Source organism: Prescottella agglutinans, assembly GCF_004011865.1.
Classification (GTDB): domain Bacteria; phylum Actinomycetota; class Actinomycetes; order Mycobacteriales; family Mycobacteriaceae; genus Prescottella; species Prescottella agglutinans.
In genome coordinates, this window is sequence record NZ_RKLP01000007.1 from 315971 (window position 1) to 335784 (window position 19814).

Genomic DNA, 19814 nt, shown 5'->3' on the forward strand with positions numbered 1-19814 from the left:
GCTGCGACCGGAACCGGCTGTCTGCCCGATCCGTGCGGGGAGGTGCGTCCCCGGCGGACACCCGCCGGAGACGCACGCAACACGTGACGACACAACTGTCACGTGAATCTTCACATCACTCTTGCGACACTTCTTCCCCAAAAAGCGCCATTGGCACCGTACGACACTTTGCGCTCTCTGGTGAACTCTTGTCACAAATGACGTCGTGGTAATTCGACCAGGCGAAATGGGGACGAATACGGCGCCGACCGGTCATGGCGGCCTGCGCGGTCGGGCGGCTATTCGCGCCCGACGGATGCCGGTCAGTCGGCGCGGCGGCCGGTTTCCTCGCCGGCGGGGGACGACCCTGCGGTCCCTGCGGGCGCCGCGGGATCACCCGCGGGAGACGACGGCCCCCGGCGGACCTTGGCGGCGTAGGAGAGGCCACCGACGAGCCCGACGACCAGGACGAGCAGCGCGGTGACGAGGCCCCACGACACACCGGGTTGGGCGATCTCGTCGACGAAGTTGTTCGCCGATTGCACCGCGTTCCCGGTGTAGGTGCGGTCCTGCGCGCCCTCGAGCACGACGCGACTGAGGGTGTCGCTGTAGGTGCCGGGCGACGACGGGCTCAGGACCAGTACCGTGCCGCCGTCGACCTTGCCGATCTCGGTGGCCAGGTCCCGCAACTGCTCGGGACGACCCGGATCCTTTTCGAGCACAACGATTTTCAGGTCCACACCCTGTTCGTGCGCGCGCGCGACCACGTCACGGAGCTCGGCGACGTCCGAGTCCGGCGCCGAGACACCGTCGTCCGACAGATCCGCGCGCACCGCGTCCACGGACACGTCGTCGGGAATCGTGGCAGCGAGCGGGAGGCGGGCAGGCGCGATAGGAGCAGGCATCTCTCATCCGGGATCGGTGGGCAGACAGGGACTCGCGGGCAGGCGGGGAAGCCTGGAAGGAAGGGTACGTGAAGACATATCGCCGCAGAGTCTCCGTCCGTTGCGCCCGCGTGCCGACTGCGTGAGGATTGGACCGATGCGAGCCGACCCGACGCCGCACTCGTTCCGGCGCCAGACCCTGCAGTCTCACAGGACAAGCGTACTGTTAGACTTCTCCCGAGACGCCCGCGGAACTGTCGGGTTCGGTTCGCCGATCGAACCGGGCACTGTTCGCGTGCCTCGCTTCAGCCGTCGACACAGCCCCGTCGACGGCGAACCTCAAAGACGAGTGGAGCTGACGTGACCACCAGTATTGATACGTTCGGCGCCAAGGGAACGCTCGAGGTCGGAGACAACTCGTACGAGATCTTCCGCCTCTCGGCCGTGCCCGGCACCGAGAAGCTGCCTTACGCACTGAAGGTTCTCGCCGAGAACCTGCTGCGCACCGAGGACGGCGCCAACATCACCGCCGATCACATTCGCGCCATCGCGAACTGGGATCCCTCGGCCCAGCCGAGCGTCGAGATCCAGTTCACGCCCGCGCGCGTGATCATGCAGGACTTCACCGGCGTGCCGTGTGTCGTCGACCTCGCCACCATGCGTGAGGCCGTCACCACCCTCGGTGGCGACCCGAACAAGGTCAACCCGCTCTCCCCCGCCGACATGGTCATCGACCACTCGGTCATCCTCGACGTGTTCGGCCAGGCCGACGCCCTCGAGCGCAACGTCGACCTCGAGTACCAGCGCAACGGCGAGCGTTACCAGTTCCTGCGCTGGGGCCAGGGCGCGTTCGACGACTTCAAGGTCGTCCCCCCGGGCATGGGCATCGTCCACCAGGTCAACATCGAGTACCTGGCTCCCACTGTCATGACCCGTAACGGTCAGGCGTACCCCGACACCTGCGTCGGCACCGACTCGCACACCACGATGGTCAACGGCCTGGGCGTGCTGGGCTGGGGCGTCGGCGGCATCGAGGCCGAGGCCGCGATGCTCGGCCAGCCGGTCTCCATGCTGATCCCGCGCGTCGTCGGCTTCAAGCTGACCGGTGAGATCAAGCCCGGTGTGACCGCGACCGACGTCGTGCTCACCGTCACCGACATGCTGCGCAAGCACGGTGTGGTCGGCAAGTTCGTCGAGTTCTACGGCGCCGGTGTCGCCGAGGTTCCGCTGGCGAACCGCGCCACCCTGGGCAACATGAGCCCCGAGTTCGGTTCCACCGCAGCGATCTTCCCGATCGACGGCGAGACCATCAACTACCTGCGCCTGACCGGCCGCAGCGACGAGCAGCTCGCGCTCGTCGAGGCGTACGCCAAGGAGCAGGGCATGTGGCACGACGCCGCGAACGAGCCGGCGTACTCCGAGTACCTCGAGCTGGATCTCGGCACCGTCGTGCCGTCGATCGCCGGCCCGAAGCGCCCGCAGGACCGCATCCTGCTGTCGGAGTCGAAGGACGCGTTCCGTCGCGACATCGTCACCTACGTCACCAACGGTGCCGAGGCTGCGCACTCCGCGCTGGACGAGGCCGTCGAGGAGTCCTTCCCGGCGTCCGACCCGGCCTCGACGGCCGGTGTCTCCGACGTCGCCTCGGTGATTCCGTCGGCCGCCAACGGTGCGCACGGCCGGCCGTCCAAGCCGGTCACGGTGAAGACCGACCGCGGCGAGTTCGTTCTCGACCACGGCGCGGTCGCGGTCGCGGGCATCACGTCCTGCACCAACACCTCGAACCCGTCGGTCATGCTCGGTGCCGCGCTGCTCGCCCGCAACGCGGTCGAGAAGGGCCTCGAGACCAAGCCGTGGGTCAAGACCAACATGGCGCCCGGCTCGCAGGTCGTCTCCGACTACTACGAGAAGGCCGGCCTGTGGCCGTACCTCGAGAAGCTCGGCTTCTACCTGGGCGGCTACGGCTGCACCACCTGCATCGGTAACACCGGTCCGCTGCCGGAGGAGATCTCCAAGGCGATCAACGAGCACGACCTGTCGGTCACCGCGGTGCTCTCCGGTAACCGCAACTTCGAGGGTCGCATCTCCCCCGACGTCAAGATGAACTACCTGGCGTCCCCGCCGCTCGTCATCGCGTACGCGCTGGCCGGCACCATGGACTTCGACTTCGAGACCGACGCGCTGGGCCAGGACCAGGACGGCAACGACGTCTTCCTGAAGGACATCTGGCCTTCGGCCCAGGAGATCGACGACACCATCAAGTCGGCGATCAGCCAGGACATGTTCCGCAAGTCCTACGCCGACGTCTTCAAGGGCGACGAGCGCTGGCAGAACCTGGCCACCCCGGCCGGCGACACCTTCGCGTGGGACGAGAACTCGACCTACGTCCGCAAGGCGCCGTACTTCGACGGCATGACGATGGATCCGGCTCCGGTCACCGACATCTCGGGCGCTCGCGTGCTCGCGCTGCTCGGCGACTCGGTCACCACCGACCACATCAGCCCGGCCGGCCCGATCAAGCCCGGCACCCCGGCCGCGCAGTACCTGGACGCCAACGGTGTCGAGCGCAAGGACTACAACTCCCTGGGCTCGCGTCGCGGTAACCACGAGGTGATGATCCGCGGCACGTTCGCGAACATCCGCCTGCAGAACCAGCTGCTCGACGGCGTCTCGGGTGGCTACACCCGCGACTTCACCCAGGAGGGTGCGCCGCAGGCGTTCATCTACGACGCGTCGCAGAACTACCAGAAGGCCGGCATCCCGCTGGTCGTCCTGGGCGGCAAGGAGTACGGCTCCGGTTCGTCGCGTGACTGGGCCGCGAAGGGCACCAGCCTGCTCGGCGTCAAGGCCGTCATCACCGAGTCGTTCGAGCGCATCCACCGCTCGAACCTGATCGGTATGGGCGTCGTGCCGCTGCAGTTCCCGGCCGGCGAGTCGGCCGGGTCGCTGGGCCTGGACGGCACCGAGACCTTCGACATCGCGGGTATCGAGAAGCTCAACGAGGGCGTCACCCCGAAGACGGTCAAGGTCACCGCGACCAAGGCCGACGGCAGCAAGGTCGAGTTCGACGCGGTCGTCCGCATCGACACCCCCGGTGAGGCGGACTACTACCGCAACGGCGGCATCCTGCAGTACGTGCTGCGCAACATGATCCGGGGCTAGTCACCCGATCGTGTGATCAGCGATCACGCAGTGCGCTGACGGCGGGCTCGGGACGTCAGTCTCGGGCCCGCCGTTTCCGTTTCGTACGAAAGGATGTCGGCTGTGCCCAAGGTCAGTGAAGACCATCTCGCGGCGCGGCGGAGCCAGATTCTGGACGGGGCCCGCCAGTGCTTCGCGCAGTACGGCTACGACGGCGCCACCGTGCGCCGCCTCGAGGAGACCACCGGGCTCTCGCGCGGTGCGATCTTCCACCATTTCAAGGACAAGGACGGTCTGTTCCTCGCCCTCGCCCACGAGGACGCCAAGCGGATGGCCGACGTGGTCGCCGAGGGCGGCCTGGTCCAGGTGATGCGCGACATGCTCGCGTCCCCCGACCAGTTCGACTGGCTGGGCACCCGGCTCGAGATCGCCCGTCGGCTGCGCACCGACCCCGAGTTCGCCCGGGATTGGACCCAGCGCAGCGCCGAACTCACCGAGGCCACGGTCCGCCGACTCGAGCGCCAGAAGTCCGCCGGACGGCTGCGCGACGATCTGCCGACCGACGTCCTGCTCGACTATCTCGATCTGGTTCTCGACGGGCTCATCGCCCGCATCGCGTCCGGACACGGCGCCGAAAACCTCTCGGCCGTGCTCGATCTCGTCGAGGAATCAGTGCGGCGCAGGGATTCCTGAACCGACCTCACAGGCGACGTCGCCGCCACGCCCACACGCACATCCCTATCCCGACGGCGGACACGGCAGGCAGCACCCGCCGCAACCGCCGCAGCAGAACAAACCGCTGGTACTGCTCACCTGACAGAAACTGCGTCGCCGGTGAACTCGTCCTGGGCGCATCCCACCAGAAGCTCCCCGAGCCGGTAACCGCCTGGGGACATACGAAGACGCCTACCGCGGCAGCTATGGCCATGCAGGTGACGGGGAACACCACCCAGAACCAGGGGAATCCAGGCGCTCGCTCGAACCGTGCCCGCCGTGGCAGGAGCGCACCCGCCGCCGACACCACGACCGCCAGAACGAAGAGCGCAAGCCACGCCATCCATTGGATGGTATGGGTTCTCGATCGGGAGGTGCAGCTTTCGCGGAATACGTCTGTGACCGCGGACTGACACCACCGGAAACACCCCGCCAACCGGCGGCCGCGCCCGGTCGCGTTCCGGGTGTCCCTTCTCCTCGACTCCAACCCTTGGTCGCATACCTCCCGAGCACCACTCCTCGCGGCGAGGGGAATGCTCATCGCTGTCAGCGATGAGTTTTCGCGGCCGTGCAGGTCGATACTCAGGACCACGTTCCGATGAGGGAGGAAAGCCATGTCCGACATATCCGAAGTAGCGCAGCGTAGCCCCGTTCATCATGCGATCTCGCGGGACGGCACCGCGATCGCCTACGAGCGGTCCGGAGACGGCGCGCCGATCATCATCGTGGGAGGTGCCTTCAACGACCGGACGACCGCCGCCGAACTGGCTGCGGCCCTGGCGCCCGGGTGCACCGCGATCGCCTACGACCGGCGCGGCCGCGGCTCCAGCGGCGACACCACCCCGTACGCGGTCGAACGCGAGATCGAGGATCTCGCGGCCCTGATCGAGGACATCGGCGGGTCGGCCAGCTTGTACGGCCTCTCCTCAGGCGCGATCCTGGCCCTGGATGCGACCGCCGCCGGGCTGCCCGTCAGCTCGCTGGCGATCTTCGAACCGCCGTTGCAAATCGAGGGCGGTCCGCAACTCCCCGAGGACTATCTGGCCACGCTCGACGCATTCTCGGCAGACGACCGGCGCGGGGAGGCCGTCGAGTACTTCATGACCGCGGCGGTCGGGCTGCCGCCCGAAGCCGTCGCTCAGACCAGGCAGTCTCCGGCGTGGGCGGGCATGGAAGCGGTGGCGCACACCCTGCGCTACGACGGAGCGATCACGGTCCGCCCGTTGACTGCCGACCGGTTCGCCGGAATCACGGTGCCGACGCTGACGTTGGCGAGCGTCGCCAGCCCTCCGTGGCTACAGATCCCCTCTCGGACCGTAGCGGAGATGATCCCCGGTGCGCGATACCTGGCGGTCGACGGCGGCTTCCACGACGTTCCCCCCGCTACCCTCGCACCACTGCTGTTCGATCACCTGGCGGGGGGTTCGTAGGCCTACCCGTCGACAGCGATGCGGATCGAGCGGTATCGAAGCGGCCGGCGAGGACTCTACCGGCGTCACCCCGTCTTCTTGCGCCGGTTCGGGCCGCCCCGCCGGCGCAACGTCACGTCCGCTTCGACGAGCACGTTGTGGATGAATCCGTATGAGCGGCCGGTCTGTTCGGCCAGGGTGCGGATGCTCGCGCCCGCCTCGTATTGCGCCTTCAAGTCGTCGCGGAGCTTGTCACGCGATTCCCCGGTTATTCGGGCCCCCCGCGAGATTCCCGTGCTCTCCGCCATGACGTCCTCCGGTCCGCTGAGCGAGACTCCACGTTCCAGGCTAGATCACCGATCGACGCGTGATCAACAAACCGAAAACTCGCTCAGCCAGCGGGGACGGGACGAATCAGGCGAGCTGGATGAGCTCGAGGTACTCCTGGGACCAGTGGTCCTCGGTGCCGTCCGGCAACAGGATGACGCGTTCCGGGTTCAGGGCCTCCGCGGCGCCCGGGTCGTGGGTGACCAGGACGACGGCGCCGGTGTAGCTGCGCAGCGCGTCGAGCACCTGCTCGCGCGAGATCGGGTCGAGGTTGTTGGTCGGCTCGTCGAGCAGCAGCACGTTCGCCGCCGAGGACACCAGCCCCGCCAACGCGAGGCGGGTCTTCTCGCCGCCGGAGAGGGTGCCGGCCGGCTGGTCGAGCTGCGGGCCGGTGAACATGAACGCACCCAACAGCCCGCGCAGGTCCTGCTCCCCGGCGTCGGGGGCGGCGTGCCGGATGTTCTCCCACACGCTCGCGTTGTCGTCGAGGGTGTCGTGCTCCTGCGCGAAGTAGCCGATCTTCAGCCCGTGCCCGGGAACCAGCTCGCCGAGGTCGGGGGTTTCGACACCGCCGAGCAGCCGCAGCAGCGTCGTCTTGCCGGCACCGTTCAGCCCCAGGATGACGACGCGGGAGCCGCGGTCGATCGCCAGGTCGACGCCGGTGAAGATCTCCAGCGACCCGTACACCTTGGTGAGTTCCTTGGCCATGAGCGGGGTCTTGCCGCACGGGGCGGGCTCCGGGAAGCGGATGTGGGCGACCTTGTCGTCCACCCGCACGTCGTCGAGCGCAGCCATCATCTTGTCGGCGCGCTTGGCCATGTTCTGCGCGGCGGTCGCCTTGGTGGCCTTCGCACCGAGCTTGGCGGCCTGCTGCCGCAGTGCGCTGGCCTTCTTCTCGGCGTTGGCGCGTTCGCGGCGGCGGCGCTGCTCGTCGGTGGCGCGGGCGTCGAGGTACTTCTTCCAGCCCATGTTGTAGATGTCGGCCTCGCCGCGGACGGCGTCGAGGAACCACACCTTGTTGACGACGTCGGCCAGCAGGTCGACGTCGTGGCTGATCACGATCAGCCCGCCGTCGTGGTTCTGCAGGAACCCGCGCAGCCAGGTGATCGAGTCGGCGTCGAGGTGGTTGGTCGGCTCGTCGAGCAGCAGCGTGGTGTTCGACTTGCCGCCGGAACCGTCGGAGGCGGCGAACAGGATCCGGGCCAGTTCGACGCGGCGACGCTGACCACCCGACAGCGTCTTGAGTTGCTGGTTCAGCACCCGGTCGGGCAGGCCCAGGCTGTGGCAGATGCGGGCGGCCTCGGACTCGGCGACGTACCCGCCGAGCGCGGAGAACCGGTCCTCGAGGTTGCCGAACTTGCGGACGGCCTTGTCGCGGGTGGCGTCGTCGACGGCCTCGGCCATGATGGCCTGCTGCTTCTCCATCTTCTTGATGATCTCGTCGAGCCCGCGCGCCGACAGCACCCGGTCCTTCGCGAGGACCTCGAGGTCGCCTTCCTTCGGGTCCTGCGGCAGGTAGCCGAGGTCCCCGCTGCGGATCACCGCGCCCGCGTACGGTTCGCCCTCCCCGGCCAGGATGCGCAGCGTGGTCGTCTTCCCGGCACCGTTGCGGCCGACCAGCCCGATCCGGTCGCCCGCCTGCACGCGCAGCGCCGACCCCGGCGCGGAGAGCAGGGTCCGCACACCGGCACGAACTTCCAGGTCGGTGGCGGTAATCAAGCACATCTCCTCGGTAAGAGCCACGGGCACAACTTCGGCCACGCAGACGCGTGACCGGCATGTCATGTTGCCCGCGAACGAGCACAAGAACCACCGATTTTACCGTGACCACGGCGCACGACAACGCCCTGGTCCTGTGACTGCGAATACAGAGCACACGCCGGGTGCCACGTTCGACGAGGTGGCTCCGGCGATCGGTGTACGCGCTGCAGCAGCGGTTGCTCAACCGTCCAATTCTGTGGCGCGAGGATGCCGGGGTTCGTAGATGCCCACTTGGCTGCCGCCGGGGAGGCGGAACCGGCTCAGCCGGCCCCATCGGGCGTCGGAGATGGCGCCGCATTCGACTCCGCGCTCGGCAAGGTCTCGGAGTGTGGCGTCCAGGTTGTCGCACATCAGGTACAGCTCGTGGCCGGGACCGTCGGCGGACTCGGAGGGGTGCACGGCGGCCTCGGCCGGAGGAAGCTTGAAGATCAACCAGCCGCCGCCGGCGTCGACGTGCGGGAAGCCGAGCACGTCACGCACGAAGCGTCGGTCGGCGTCCGCATCCCGGCTGTAGACGATCACATGCGCCCCTGAAATGGCCATGCGCCTCATGGTTGCACAGCAGGCGAGCAGGCCGGCACGCTCGCGCGGCACCAGGCCATCCGCCTCGGGCCGAGTCGGAATCCTGGCGGGTTCACGGCCAGGAGGAAGTCGATCCGATAGCGTGCGATGCCATGACACGCGTGAAGGATCTGCAGGGACGCAACGCCCTCGTCACCGGCGCCAGCCGCGGCATCGGCAAGGCCATCGCCGCCGAACTCCTCGCCCGCGGAGCCAACGTCGTCGTCACCGCACGCAAGGCCGAACCGCTCGACGAGGCCGCGATGGAACTGCGCGCCCTCGGCCACGGCGGGCACGTCGTCGCGATCGCGGGCAACTCCGGCGACGCGGACGCGCGCCGCGATGCGGTGTCGCGGACGGTGTCCGAACTCGGCTCGCTCGACATCCTCATCAACAACACCGGGATCAACCCGGTGTACGGGGCGCTGATGGACGCCGACCTCGAGGCGGTCCGCAAGATCTTCGACGTCAACGTCGTCGCCGCCCTCGGGTACGTGCAGGAGGCGTACCGGGCCTGGATGGGCGAACACGGCGGGGCGATCGTGAACCTCGCGAGCGTCGCGGGCATCCGGTCGACCGGTGTCATCGCCGCATACGGCGCATCCAAGGCCGCGCTGATCCGGCTCACCGAGGAACTCGCGTGGCAGCTGGGTCCGACGATCCGCGTCAACGCGGTCGCCCCGGGCGTCGTCAAGACGAAGTTCGCCGCCGCCCTCGTCGCCGGCGGCGAGGACCAGGCGTCGTCGATCTATCCGATGAAGCGCCTCGGCACCCCCGAGGACGTCGCCGGCCTGGTCGGCTTCCTGGTGTCGGACGACGCCGCCTGGATCACCGGCGAGACCGTGCGCGTCGACGGCGGCCTGCTCGCGACGGGCGCGCTCTGACCACCACCGCCGATGTCGCGGTCGTCGGGCTCGGACCCGCCGGCCGGGCGCTCGCGCACCGCGCGGCCCGCGCCGGGCTGCGCGTCGTAGGCATCGACCCGCACCCGGACCGGCCGTGGTCGCCGACCTACGCGGCGTGGGTGGACGAACTCCCCCACTGGCTCGGACCCGAGGTGTTGCGCGCGAGGGTCCCCCGACCGCGGGTGTGGACCACCCGTTCGAGGGTGCTCGACCGCGAGTACGCGATCCTCGACAACGCGGCGCTGCACCGACACCTCGACCTGGACGAGGCGCGGGTGGTGGCCGGATCCGCGGCCACCGTCACGTCGAACGCCGTCGTGCTGCGCGACGGCACCGAGATCCGGGCGGCCCGGGTGATCGACGCACGGGGCCTGCGCCCGGATGCCGCGCTCGCCGAGCAGACCGCGTTCGGCCTGGTTCTGCCCACCGCGGCGGCGGCGCCGGCGATGGGCGACGCCGCATGCTGGTTCATGGACTGGCGCCGCGACAACGGCACCGCGCCGGGTGATCCGCCGTCGTTCCTGTACGCCGTGCCGCTCGGCGAGGACACCGTCCTGCTCGAGGAGACGTGCCTGGTCGGCCGGCCGGGGCTGCCACTGGACGAGCTGCGGCGGCGCCTCGACGCCCGCCTGCTGGCCCGCGGCGTGGAACCGCCCGCGAACCTCGAGGTGGAACGGGTCAGGTTCCCCGTCGATGCTCCGCGCGGCCGCACCGACGTGGCCGCGTTCGGGGCCCGGGCAGGCCTGCTCCACCCCGGCACCGGATACAGCGTCGCGGCGTCGCTGAGCGCGGCCGACGACATCGTCGCCGCACTCGCCACCGGGCGCGATCCCGGAAAGGCGTTGTGGCCGTGGCGTGCTCGCGCGGTCCGATCGCTGCGGGACGTCGGACTCTCGGCCCTGCTCCGGCTCGACCCCGACAGCACCACGGAGTTCTTCGACGCCTTCTTCGCCCTGCCGGTCGCGCGCCAACGCGCCTACCTGTCGCGGCGCGCCGACGCGGTCGGGACGATGCGCACGATGTGGGAGTTGTTCCGCACCGCACCGCCGCCGATCCGTCGGACGCTGGCCCGGGCCGGCGTCCGACGGTGACCTGCTAGGAACCGAGCGGGCCGGTCGGGATCCACGACGGCAGCAATCCGAGCGACCCGGTCGCCGGCGGAGCGGTCCTCGGCAGGGGCGCACCGTCCAGGTCGGCAGGGTGCGCGATACCGAGGTTGTCGAGGACGGTCGGCGTGATGTCGGCGATGGTGTAGTCGTCGGCGGTGGCGCCCGCCTGGTAGCCGGCACCGCGCGCGATCACGAACGTCGTTGCCTCCTGGGCACTCTGGCCGCCGTGGCCGCCGGTCGGCTTGTGGCCGTGGTCGGAGGTGACGAGGATGGTCCACTTCTCGCCGGTGGCCTTGCTGCGGGCGTCGACGGCGTCGACGATCTTGCCGACCTCGGCGTCGACGCGCTCGAGCGCCGGCGTGTACTCGGATCCGGCGGTGCCCGACGAGTGCCCGGCGCCGTCCACCTGGTCCAGCTGGGTGAACACGAAGTCCGATCCGTTGGTGGCGATCTCGGACGCGACGGCGGTCGCGGTGGCCGTGTCCGTCGCGGCGTCGCTGCCCGCACCCGGGGTCGAGACGACGACGTCGGCCTTCGGGGTGCCGGAGTTCGAGATGGTGGCGATGCCACCCCACGTCGCGATCGACGCGGTGCGCAGTTCGGGCTTGACCTGCTCGATACGGGTGAATGCCGTCGGGTAGAGGTCGTAGCGGGCGCCGTTGTACGAGTTGTCGACCACGCCGTGCTTGGTGTGCCACACGCCGGTGAGGATGGTCGACCACGACGGGCCCGAGATCGTCGGGTGGCCGAGGATCGAGGACTGCCCGCTGGTGCCCTCGGCGATGAGACGGTGCAGGTTCGGGGTGTTCGCGGACTTGACGTAGTCGAGCATCGTGCCGTCGAGGTCGATCACGACCGTCTTCGTGACCGGCGCCGGTGCGGCCGCCGCGGTGCCGGCGGCCGCCGCGGCGACACCGGCCGCGAGCGTGCCCGCGGCGAGGAGGAGGGACAGGGCCTTGGGGGATGTGATGTTGTTTGCCACGAGCAACAGCCTGGATCGGACTAGACCAATTGTCGCGCTTTGTCGCAATTGTTGCACCACGGTTCGTCCGGTGTTCTCCGCAGATACCTCGCGGCCCCCGGACGGTCGCACGGAAGTAGCCGAAATGTCTCGAGATGGTGATGATCTTCGCACCGCGGCGCCCACGACCCACCGATCTGGGTGATAGTGGGGTGCATGCGATCAATCTGGAAAGGTTCCATCGCGTTCGGGCTGGTCAACGTGCCGGTCAAGGTGTACTCCGCGACGGAGGACCACGACATCCGCTTCCACCAGGTCCACGCCAAGGACGGTGGGCGGATCAAATACAACCGCGTGTGCAGCGAGTGCGGGCAGACCGTGCAGTTCGCCGACATCGACAAGGCCTACGACTCCGAGGACGGTGACCGCGTCATCCTCACCGACGAGGACTTCGAGAAGCTTCCCGCCGCCGAGAAACACGAGATCCCGGTGCTGCAGTTCGTCCCCACCGAACAGATCGACCCGATCCTGTTCGAGAGGAGCTACTACCTCGAACCCGACTCGTCGTCGCCGAAGGCGTACGTGCTGCTGGCGAAGACGCTCGCCCAGACCGACCGCACCGCGCTGGTGCACTTCACGCTGCGCCAGAAGACGCGCCTGGCGGCGCTGCGCGAACGCGACGGCGTGCTGGTGATCCAGACGCTGCTGTGGCCGGACGAGGTGCGCGCCGCCGAGTTCCCATCGCTCGACGACGCCGAGGAACCGAAGGCGAAGGAACTGAAGATGGCGGGCACCCTCGTCGACAGCATGGCCGAGGACTTCGACCCGACGGAGTTCACCGACGACTACCAGATCGAACTGCGCCAGTTGCTCGACGACGCCATCGCCAGCGGCGGCAAGAAGGTGATCCCGGCGGCCGAGCGCGTCGAGGCCGGCGCCGACGCCGAGGTCGTCGACCTGGTCGCCGCGTTGCAGCGCAGCCTCGAGGCCGCCGGGGAGGAAGTGAAGCCCGCCCCCGAGAAGAAGCCCCGACGCAAGCGCGCCTGATCGGTCAGCCCGCGAACCCCCGCAGGTAGCGCCGCGTCACGTAGCGCTGCACGGCACGGGCGGCTGGGTCACCGAGACTGGTGAACCATCGGCCCGGCCGGGAGAACGCGGTGATCGCTGCGACCACGGAACCGTCCGGCAGGCGCTCGACGCAGAACCGCTCCTCCCCCGACTCCGGATGCCCCGACAGGGTCCCGTAGGCGAAGCCCCGCCGGTCCGGTTCGTCGATCACGTAGACCACGCGGCACGGGATCGCGAACCCGAGCCACCGCAGCACGACATCGGTCCCGGCGACCGCGGTCGGCGCATCGGCCTGGACGCGTAGACCCGCGCGCCGGTGCACGTCCCAGCGCATCAACGCGTCGGACGCGGCGAGGAACGTGTCCTCGCCGCGTCCGATGTGTACCGATTCGCGGAGGTGCCGGTAGCCGACCGGCAGCTCGCCGGCGGTGGCACCGACCTCCCGATAGGTCAGCTGTCGGGCGGACAGACTAGACCGTGAACCCGAGGGCGCGCAGCTGCTCGCGGCCGTCGTCGGTGATCTTGTCCGGGCCCCACGGCGGCATCCAGACCCAGTTGATCCGCAGCTCGTCGCACAGGCTGCTGTTCACCAGCGCCCGCTTGGACTGCTCCTCGATGACGTCGGTCAGCGGGCACGCCGCGGACGTCAGCGTCATGTCGAGCAGCACGACGTCGACGCCGTTCTCGTCGATCTCCTTGAAGTCGTAGACCAGACCGAGGTCGACGACGTTGATGCCAAGTTCGGGGTCGACGACGTCACGCATCGCCTCCTCGAGTTCGTCGAGGCGCTCCGGGGTGAGGGTCGCGCCGTACGCGGCGGTCGCCTCGGCCTCGGTGGTCTCGGTCTGGGCCTGCTCGGCCTGGGTGTCCGTCATGATGTCTGTCCTCCGGTTCGAGCCAGGTCGTTCTCGTCGTCGACTATTCGAACAACGGCGTCCTTGAAAGCCATCCATCCCAGCAGCGCGCACTTGACGCGCGCCGGGTACTTCGAGACACCGCTGAAGGCGATGCCGTCGCCGAGGACGTCCTCGTCCCCTTCGATGGTGCCGCGACTGCTCACCATCTCGTTGAATGCGTCGACGGTGCGCAGCGCCTCGTCCAGCGGCATGCCGACGATCTGGTCGAACAGCACCGACGTCGACGCCTGGCTGATCGAGCAGCCCTGACCGTCGTACGAGATGTCCGCGACGACCGGTCGGCCGTCCTCACCGTCGGTGAGGTGCGCGCGCAGCGTGATCTCGTCACCGCACGTCGGGTTGACGTGATGCACCTCGGCACCGAACGGATCGCGCAGTCCGCGCCCGTGCGGGTGCTTGTAGTGGTCCAGGATCACTTCCTGGTACATCTGCTCCAGACGCACCGTCAGTTACCTCCGCTCACGCCGAAGAAGTCCTGCGCCCGCCGGATGCCGGCGATCAGCGCGTCGACCTCGTCGAGGGTGTTGTACAGCGCGAACGACGCCCGCGCGGTCGCGGCGATGCCGAACCGCTGGTGCATCGGCCACGCGCAGTGGTGCCCGACGCGCACGGCGACGCCGTCGTCGTCGAGGACCTGCCCGAGGTCGTGGGCGTGGATCCCGTCGACCAGGAACGACACGGCCGAGCCGCGGTCGACACCGTCGGTGGGGCCGACGATCCGCACCCCGTCGATGCCTGCGAGGCCCTCGAGGGCCGCGGTGACGAGCAGGTGCTCGTGCTGCGCGACGGCGTCCATGCCGATGTCCTGCAGGTACTTCACGGCCGCCCCGAGCCCGACGACCTGCGACGTCATCGGCACACCGGCCTCGAACCGCTGCGGCGGCGGCGCGTAGGTGCTGCCCTCCATCGTGACCGTCTCGATCATCGAACCGCCCGTGATGAACGGCGGCATCGATGCGAGCAGGTCACGGCGGCCGTACAGCACGCCGACCCCCGACGGGCCGAGCATCTTGTGCCCGGAGAACGCCGCGAAATCGACACCGAGGGAACGGAAGTCGACGGCGATGTGCGGGACCGACTGGCACGCGTCCAGGACCGTGATCGCGCCGACCGCCTGCGCGCGGCGGACCAGTTCCGCGACCGGGGAGATCGCCCCGGTCACGTTGGACTGGTGCGTGAACGCGACGACCTTGACCTTGTCGGTCAGTTCCAGCGAATCCAGGTCGATACGACCGTCGTCGGTGATCCCGTACCAGCGCAGCGTCGCACCCGTGCGACGCGCAAGCTCCTGCCACGGAACGAGGTTCGCGTGGTGCTCGAGTTCGGTGACGACGATCTCGTCACCCGGTCCGACGACCTTGTCGAAGCGGTCGTCGCCGAACACGTAGGCGACGAGGTTGAGCGACTCGGTGGCGTTCTTCGTGAACACCAGCTCGTCCGGATCGGCACCGACGAACGAGGCGATCGCCGCGCGGGCACCCTCGTACGCGTCGGTGGCCTCCTCAGCCAGCTGATGCGCACCGCGGTGCACCGCTGCGTTGCACGTGGTGAGGAACTCCCGCTCGGCGTCGAGCACCTGCACCGGACGCTGCGACGTCGCGCCGGAATCCAGGTACACCAAGGGCTTTCCGTCGCGCACGGTCCGCCCCAGGATCGGGAAGTCCTCCCGGATCCTGGTGACGTCCAGCGCGGGCACCGTGGTGGTCATCCGGACTACGCTCCCGCCCCGGCCTGGGTGAAGCGCACGTAGCCGTTGGCCTCGAGCTCGTCGGCGAGCTCGGCACCGCCGGACTCGACGACCTGTCCGTTCACGAACACGTGCACGAACTCGGGCTTGATGTAGCGCAGGATGCGGGTGTAGTGCGTGATCAGCAGGATGCCGCCGTTCTCGCGCTCCTTGTACCGGTTGACGCCCTCGGAGACCACGCGCAGGGCGTCGACGTCGAGGCCCGAGTCGGTCTCGTCCAGGATCGCGATCTTCGGCTTGAGCAGACCCAGCTGCAGGATCTCGTGGCGCTTCTTCTCGCCGCCCGAGAAGCCCTCGTTGACGCTGCGCTCACCGAAGGTCGGATCGATCTCGAGCTCGGTCATCGCCTCCTTGACCTCCTTGACCCAGTGGCGGAGCTTGGGAGCCTCGCCACGGACCGAGGTGGCCGCGGTGCGCAGGAAGTTGGACATCGAGACGCCGGGCACCTCGACCGGGTACTGCATCGCGAGGAACAGGCCGGCACGGGCGCGCTCGTCGACGCTCATCTCCAGGACGTTCTCGCCGTCCAGGGTGATCGAGCCGGAGGTCACCTCGTACTTGGGGTGGCCGGCGATCGCGTACGACAGGGTGGACTTGCCCGAGCCGTTGGGGCCCATGATGGCGTGGGTCTCGCCCGAGCTGACGGTCAGGTTCACACCCTTGAGGATGTTGATCGGCTCGGCGTTGTCGTCGGAGTTGGCGACGTTGACGTGCAGGTCGCGGATTTCAAGCGTAGACATTCGATTTCCTATGCGGGTTATCGGCGAAGTATCGGTGGAGAGGCGGCGGATCAGGCGCCGACCGCGGCCAGTTCGGCCTCGACGGCAGCCTCGAGGCGCTCGCGCACCTCCGGAACGGCGATGCGGTTGATGATCTCGTGGAAGAAGCCACGCACGACCAGCCGCCGGGCCTGGTCCTCGGGGATACCCCGGGCCCGCAGGTAGAACAGCTGCTCGTCGTCGAAACGTCCCGTGGCGCTGGCATGTCCGGCGCCGACGATCTCACCGGTCTCGATCTCGAGGTTCGGCACGGAGTCGGCCCGCGCCCCGTCGGTGAGCACGAGGTTGCGGTTGAGCTCGAACGTGTCGGTGCCCTCCGCCTCGGCGCGGATCAGGACGTCGCCGATCCACACGGTGTGCGCATCCGGCTTGCCCGACTCGGGATCACCCTGCAGCGCACCCTTGTACACGACGTTGGACTTGCAGTGCGGCTGCGAGTGGTCCACCAGCAGACGGTGCTCGAAGTGCTGACCGGCGTCGGCGAAGTACAGGCCGAGCATCTCGGCGTCGCCGCCGGGGCCGGAGTACTTGACGGTCGGGGTGATGCGGACCAGGTCGCCGCCGAGGCTGACCGACGTGTGCCGCAGCACCGCGTCCCGGCCGAGCATCGCGTGGTGCGCGGCGGTGTGCACGGCGTCGTCAGCCCAGTCCTGGACCGCGACGACCGTCAGCGACGCGCTGTCGCCGAGCACGAACTCGACGTTCTCCGCGTAGGTGCCGCTGCCCTTCTGGTCGAGGACGACGGTCGCCTTGGCGAACTCCTCGAGCCGGATCTGCAGGTGGCCGAACGCGACCTCGCCCTCGCCCGGGCCGGTGACCTTGATGTGGACCGGTGCGGCGACCTCGGTCTCACGTCCGACGGTCACCACGGTGGCCAACTCGAACGACGAGTACGCCTGCGCGGCAACACGGTCGAACGGAACGCCGCCCTGGCCGAGGCGGGCGTCGTCGCGCCCGACGGTCTCGACCTGCACGTCGCCGTCGACCTCGACGGTGGCGGGTGCCGACGCGACGGCGGAGCCGTCGTGCAGGCCGCGCAGCCGGCGCAGCGGGGTGAACCGCCACGCCTCGTCGCGGCCACCGGGCACCTCGAACGCATTCACGTCGAACGAGGTGAAGACCTCACCCTTGTTGGTTGCGGGGACGGCGTTCTCGCCGGCCGCCGCGCCCTGTACTCCCGTCACGGGGGTGCTCACTAGCCCACCGCCCCTTCCATCTGCAGTTCGATCAGGCGGTTGAGCTCGAGGGCGTACTCCATCGGCAGCTCCTTGGCGATGGGCTCGACGAACCCTCGCACCACCATGGCCATGGCCTCGTCCTCGGTCAGACCGCGGCTCATGAGGTAGAACAACTGGTCGTCGCTGACCTTCGACACCGTGGCCTCGTGGCCCATCGTCACGTCGTCCTCGCGGACGTCGACGTACGGGTAGGTGTCCGAGCGGCTGATCTGGTCGACCAGCAGGGCGTCACACTTGACGGTCGCCTTCGACCCGTGGGCGCCCTTGTTGACCTGGACCAGGCCGCGGTACGACGCGCGTCCGCCGCCGCGGGCCACCGACTTCGACACGATGGTCGACGACGTGTGCGGCGCCAGGTGCAGCATCTTCGCGCCGGTGTCCTGGTGCTGGCCCTCGCCGGCGAACGCGACGGAGAGGACCTCGCCGCGGGCGTGCTCGCCCATCATCCACACGGCCGGGTACTTCATCGTGACCTTGGAACCGATGTTGCCGTCGATCCACTCCATCGAACCGCCCGCCTCGACCTTGGTGCGCTTGGTCACCAGGTTGTAGACGTTGTTCGACCAGTTCTGGATCGTCGTGTAGCGGCAGTGGCCGCCCTTCTTGACGATGATCTCGACGACCGCGGAGTGCAGCGAGTCGGACTTGTAGATCGGCGCGGTGCAGCCCTCGACGTAGTGCACCGAGGCGCCCTCGTCGACGATGATCAGCGTCCGCTCGAACTGGCCCATGTTCTCGGTGTTGATCCGGAAGTAGGCCTGCAGCGGGATGTCGACGTGCACGCCCGGCGGCACGTAGATGAACGATCCACCGGACCACACCGCGGTGTTCAACGCGGAGAACTTGTTGTCGCCGGCCGGGATGACCGTGCCGAAGTACTCGCGGAACAGCTCCGGGTGCTCACGCAGACCCGAGTCGGTGTCGAGGAAGATGACGCCCTGCGCCTCGAGATCCTCGCGGATCTGGTGGTACACGACCTCGGACTCGTACTGCGCCGCGACACCGGCGATGAGGCGCTGCTTCTCGGCCTCCGGGATGCCCAGCTTGTCGTACGTGTTCTTGATGTCCTCGGGCAGGTCTTCCCAGCTCTCGGCCTGCTTCTCCGTGGACCGCACGAAGTACTTGATGTTGTCGAAGTCGATGCCCTCGAGGTTCGAACCCCAGTGCGGCATCGGCTTCTTGTCGAAGGTGCGCAGCGCCTTGAGCCGGATGTCGAGCATCCAGTCGGGCTCGTTCTTCTTGGCGGAGATGTCCCGCACGACGTCCTCGGACAGACCTCGCTGTGCACTGGCACCGGCGACGTCGGCGTCCGCCCAGCCGTACTCGTAGTTGCCCAGCGAGGCGATCGTCTCTTCTTGAGAGAGTGGCGCCTCGGGTGTCACCTGGTCTGGTGTGACGGTCATGCGAGCTCCTTCCGGAGTCTTGTTACGTACCGGTGTGAGCTGTGCACCGGAGAGAACATCTATGGGGTCTTTCGGGGTACTGCGAGGGGGACGTGGGTGGTGCAGGCGCAATCCCCGTTCGCGATCGTCGCCAGACGCTGCACGTGACGTCCGAGCAGTTCGGCGAACGCCGCCCGCTCCGCCTCGCACAGTTCGGGGAACTCCTCGGCGACGTGCGAGACCGGGCAGTGGTGCTGGCAGATCTGCACGCCGTTGCCGACCGGACGGATCGACGCCGCGAATCCCGCCGAGGTGAACGCTTCCGCGATCTCCTCCGCCGTGGACTCGACCGCTTCCGGTTCGCTGTCACTCACCGGCGCGACCTCGCCGACGATGGACTGCACCCGGCGTCGGGCGAAGTCCTCGATGGCCGCGTTGCCACCGATCTCGCGCAGCTGCCGCATCGCCGCACCCGCGAGGTCGTCGTACGTGTGGCCGAGCTTCCCCCGACCCGCCGCGGTGATCTGGAACAGCTTGGCCGGACGCCCGCGGCCACGCTGCCGCCAGCTGGCCGCACTGGCCTCCTGCGCCTCACCCGCCTCGATGAGCGCGTCCAGGTGCCGTCGGACGCCGGCCGCACTGAGGCCGAGCCGGGCGCCGATGTCGGTGGCCGAGATCGGCCCCTCCTCGACGAGCAACTGCACGACCGCGGCGCGGGTGTGTCCTTCGTGCGCACCGGTAACGGGCAGCGACGAACCCGCGGAGACCTGAACAGGTGCGTGACCTGCACTTTCTCCACTCGAGCGTCGAGCCGCTTCCGATTTCACAACACCAGTGTGACGGAATTCGACGCGGCGGTCCACGAAGGGTGCCCTGTGTCATCGGCGCCACACCGTCCCCGTACGTGCCGGTTCGGCCCTGGCCGGAGCACT

Annotated in this window: 19 protein-coding genes; 6 read left to right on the plus strand and 13 right to left on the minus strand. The window is 68.7% G+C overall.

The window, feature by feature from the left end; translation table 11 throughout:
• Positions 1 to 302: 302 nt before the first annotated feature.
• Positions 303 to 884 (minus strand): Rv1476 family membrane protein, encoded by a 582-nt coding sequence (locus tag EGT67_RS15355; protein ID WP_127916942.1) that lies wholly within the window; start codon positions 882 to 884, stop codon positions 303 to 305.
• A 339-nt stretch (positions 885 to 1223) separates the two neighbouring features.
• On the opposite strand from EGT67_RS15355, the gene acnA reads away from it, so the two are divergent.
• The 3 genes from acnA (at position 1224) to EGT67_RS15375 (ending at position 6148) form a co-directional block, all read left to right on the plus strand.
• Positions 1224 to 4025 (plus strand): aconitate hydratase AcnA, encoded by a 2802-nt coding sequence (gene acnA / locus EGT67_RS15360; RefSeq protein ID WP_127916943.1) that lies wholly within the window; start codon positions 1224 to 1226, stop codon positions 4023 to 4025.
• Between the two features lie 102 nt (positions 4026 to 4127).
• Entirely contained in the window at positions 4128 to 4697 is a 570-nt protein-coding gene (locus tag EGT67_RS15365) for a TetR/AcrR family transcriptional regulator (protein ID WP_127916944.1), read from the plus strand.
• A gap of 635 nt (positions 4698 to 5332) precedes the next feature.
• Positions 5333 to 6148, plus strand: coding sequence for an alpha/beta fold hydrolase (locus EGT67_RS15375; RefSeq protein WP_127916946.1), 816 nt, complete (start codon positions 5333 to 5335; stop codon positions 6146 to 6148).
• 65 nt (positions 6149 to 6213) lie between these two features.
• Here EGT67_RS15375 and EGT67_RS15380 read toward each other — a convergent pair whose 3' ends face one another.
• The 3 genes from EGT67_RS15380 to EGT67_RS15390 form a co-directional block, all read right to left on the minus strand.
• Entirely contained in the window at positions 6214 to 6435 is a 222-nt protein-coding gene (locus EGT67_RS15380) for a helix-turn-helix domain-containing protein (protein ID WP_127916947.1), read from the minus strand.
• 106 nt (positions 6436 to 6541) lie between these two features.
• A complete protein-coding gene (locus EGT67_RS15385) occupies positions 6542 to 8173 on the minus strand; it encodes an ABC-F family ATP-binding cassette domain-containing protein (protein WP_127916948.1) in 1632 nt (543 codons plus the stop codon).
• Between the two features lie 222 nt (positions 8174 to 8395).
• Positions 8396 to 8758, minus strand: a complete 363-nt coding sequence (locus EGT67_RS15390) for a VOC family protein (RefSeq protein ID WP_127916949.1) — start codon at positions 8756 to 8758, stop codon at positions 8396 to 8398.
• Between the two features lie 131 nt (positions 8759 to 8889).
• Here EGT67_RS15390 and EGT67_RS15395 point away from each other — a divergent pair, with 131 nt between their 5' ends.
• Together EGT67_RS15395 and EGT67_RS15400 are read left to right on the plus strand one after the other, a co-directional pair.
• A complete protein-coding gene (locus tag EGT67_RS15395; RefSeq protein ID WP_127916950.1) occupies positions 8890 to 9660 on the plus strand; it encodes an SDR family oxidoreductase in 771 nt (256 codons plus the stop codon).
• Positions 9657 to 10772, plus strand: coding sequence for a lycopene cyclase family protein (locus EGT67_RS15400; protein WP_127917002.1), 1116 nt, complete (start codon positions 9657 to 9659; stop codon positions 10770 to 10772). Before EGT67_RS15395 ends, EGT67_RS15400 begins: the two co-directional genes overlap by 4 nt.
• 4 nt (positions 10773 to 10776) lie before the next feature.
• Here the strand turns inward: EGT67_RS15400 and EGT67_RS15405 are convergent, their stop codons facing one another.
• Positions 10777 to 11772 carry an alkaline phosphatase family protein gene (locus EGT67_RS15405; RefSeq protein ID WP_241566049.1) on the minus strand — a complete coding sequence of 332 codons (996 nt, stop codon included), beginning with the start codon at positions 11770 to 11772 and terminating at the stop codon, positions 10777 to 10779.
• A gap of 195 nt (positions 11773 to 11967) precedes the next feature.
• Between EGT67_RS15405 and ku the strand changes: the two genes are divergently transcribed.
• Positions 11968 to 12798, plus strand: coding sequence for a non-homologous end joining protein Ku (ku, locus tag EGT67_RS15410; RefSeq protein ID WP_127916951.1), 831 nt, complete (start codon positions 11968 to 11970; stop codon positions 12796 to 12798).
• A gap of 4 nt (positions 12799 to 12802) precedes the next feature.
• Here the strand turns inward: ku and EGT67_RS15415 are convergent, their stop codons facing one another.
• Genes EGT67_RS15415 through EGT67_RS15450 form a run of 8 tightly spaced genes read right to left on the minus strand, consistent with a single transcriptional unit; the run spans position 12803 to position 19709 of the window.
• The gene (locus EGT67_RS15415) at positions 12803 to 13288 is read right to left on the minus strand and encodes a DUF1990 domain-containing protein (RefSeq protein ID WP_164877578.1); all 486 of its coding nucleotides are present in this window, start codon (positions 13286 to 13288) and stop codon (positions 12803 to 12805) included.
• 1 nt (position 13289) lies between these two features.
• Complete coding sequence (locus EGT67_RS15420) at positions 13290 to 13694, minus strand: metal-sulfur cluster assembly factor (RefSeq protein WP_127916953.1); 405 nt, start codon at positions 13692 to 13694, stop codon at positions 13290 to 13292.
• A complete protein-coding gene (gene sufU, locus EGT67_RS15425) occupies positions 13691 to 14179 on the minus strand; it encodes a Fe-S cluster assembly sulfur transfer protein SufU (RefSeq protein WP_127916954.1) in 489 nt (162 codons plus the stop codon). Before sufU ends, EGT67_RS15420 begins: the two co-directional genes overlap by 4 nt.
• Before the next feature lie 2 nt (positions 14180 to 14181).
• Complete coding sequence (locus EGT67_RS15430) at positions 14182 to 15444, minus strand: cysteine desulfurase (protein ID WP_127916955.1); 1263 nt, start codon at positions 15442 to 15444, stop codon at positions 14182 to 14184.
• Between the two features lie 5 nt (positions 15445 to 15449).
• A complete protein-coding gene (gene sufC, locus EGT67_RS15435; protein ID WP_127916956.1) occupies positions 15450 to 16223 on the minus strand; it encodes a Fe-S cluster assembly ATPase SufC in 774 nt (257 codons plus the stop codon).
• A gap of 50 nt (positions 16224 to 16273) precedes the next feature.
• Positions 16274 to 17458: a Fe-S cluster assembly protein SufD gene (gene sufD, locus EGT67_RS15440; protein WP_127916957.1), complete on the minus strand. Its 1185-nt coding sequence runs from the start codon at positions 17456 to 17458 to the stop codon at positions 16274 to 16276.
• Positions 17458 to 18903, minus strand: a complete 1446-nt coding sequence (gene sufB / locus EGT67_RS15445; protein WP_127916958.1) for a Fe-S cluster assembly protein SufB — start codon at positions 18901 to 18903, stop codon at positions 17458 to 17460. Before sufB ends, sufD begins: the two co-directional genes overlap by 1 nt.
• Positions 18904 to 18962: 59 nt before the next feature.
• Positions 18963 to 19709: a helix-turn-helix transcriptional regulator gene (locus EGT67_RS15450; protein ID WP_421958137.1), complete on the minus strand. Its 747-nt coding sequence runs from the start codon at positions 19707 to 19709 to the stop codon at positions 18963 to 18965.
• Positions 19710 to 19814 lie beyond the last annotated feature (105 nt).

Excerpts from the sequence above, each read along its gene's own strand:
- EGT67_RS15355 (WP_127916942.1), bottom strand. The coding sequence starts at position 884 with ATGCCTGCTCCTATCGCGCCTGCCCGCCTCCCGCTCGCTGCCACGATT.
- EGT67_RS15375 (WP_127916946.1), top strand. The coding sequence starts at position 5,333 with ATGTCCGACATATCCGAAGTAGCGCAGCGTAGCCCCGTTCATCATGCG.
- EGT67_RS15380 (WP_127916947.1), bottom strand. The coding sequence starts at position 6,435 with ATGGCGGAGAGCACGGGAATCTCGCGGGGGGCCCGAATAACCGGGGAA.
- EGT67_RS15390 (WP_127916949.1), bottom strand. The coding sequence starts at position 8,758 with ATGGCCATTTCAGGGGCGCATGTGATCGTCTACAGCCGGGATGCGGAC.
- EGT67_RS15395 (WP_127916950.1), top strand. The coding sequence starts at position 8,890 with ATGACACGCGTGAAGGATCTGCAGGGACGCAACGCCCTCGTCACCGGC.
- ku (WP_127916951.1), top strand. The coding sequence starts at position 11,968 with ATGCGATCAATCTGGAAAGGTTCCATCGCGTTCGGGCTGGTCAACGTG.
- EGT67_RS15420 (WP_127916953.1), bottom strand. The coding sequence starts at position 13,694 with ATGACGGACACCCAGGCCGAGCAGGCCCAGACCGAGACCACCGAGGCC.
- EGT67_RS15430 (WP_127916955.1), bottom strand. The coding sequence starts at position 15,444 with ATGACCACCACGGTGCCCGCGCTGGACGTCACCAGGATCCGGGAGGAC.
- sufC (WP_127916956.1), bottom strand. The coding sequence starts at position 16,223 with ATGTCTACGCTTGAAATCCGCGACCTGCACGTCAACGTCGCCAACTCC.
- sufB (WP_127916958.1), bottom strand. The coding sequence starts at position 18,903 with ATGACCGTCACACCAGACCAGGTGACACCCGAGGCGCCACTCTCTCAA.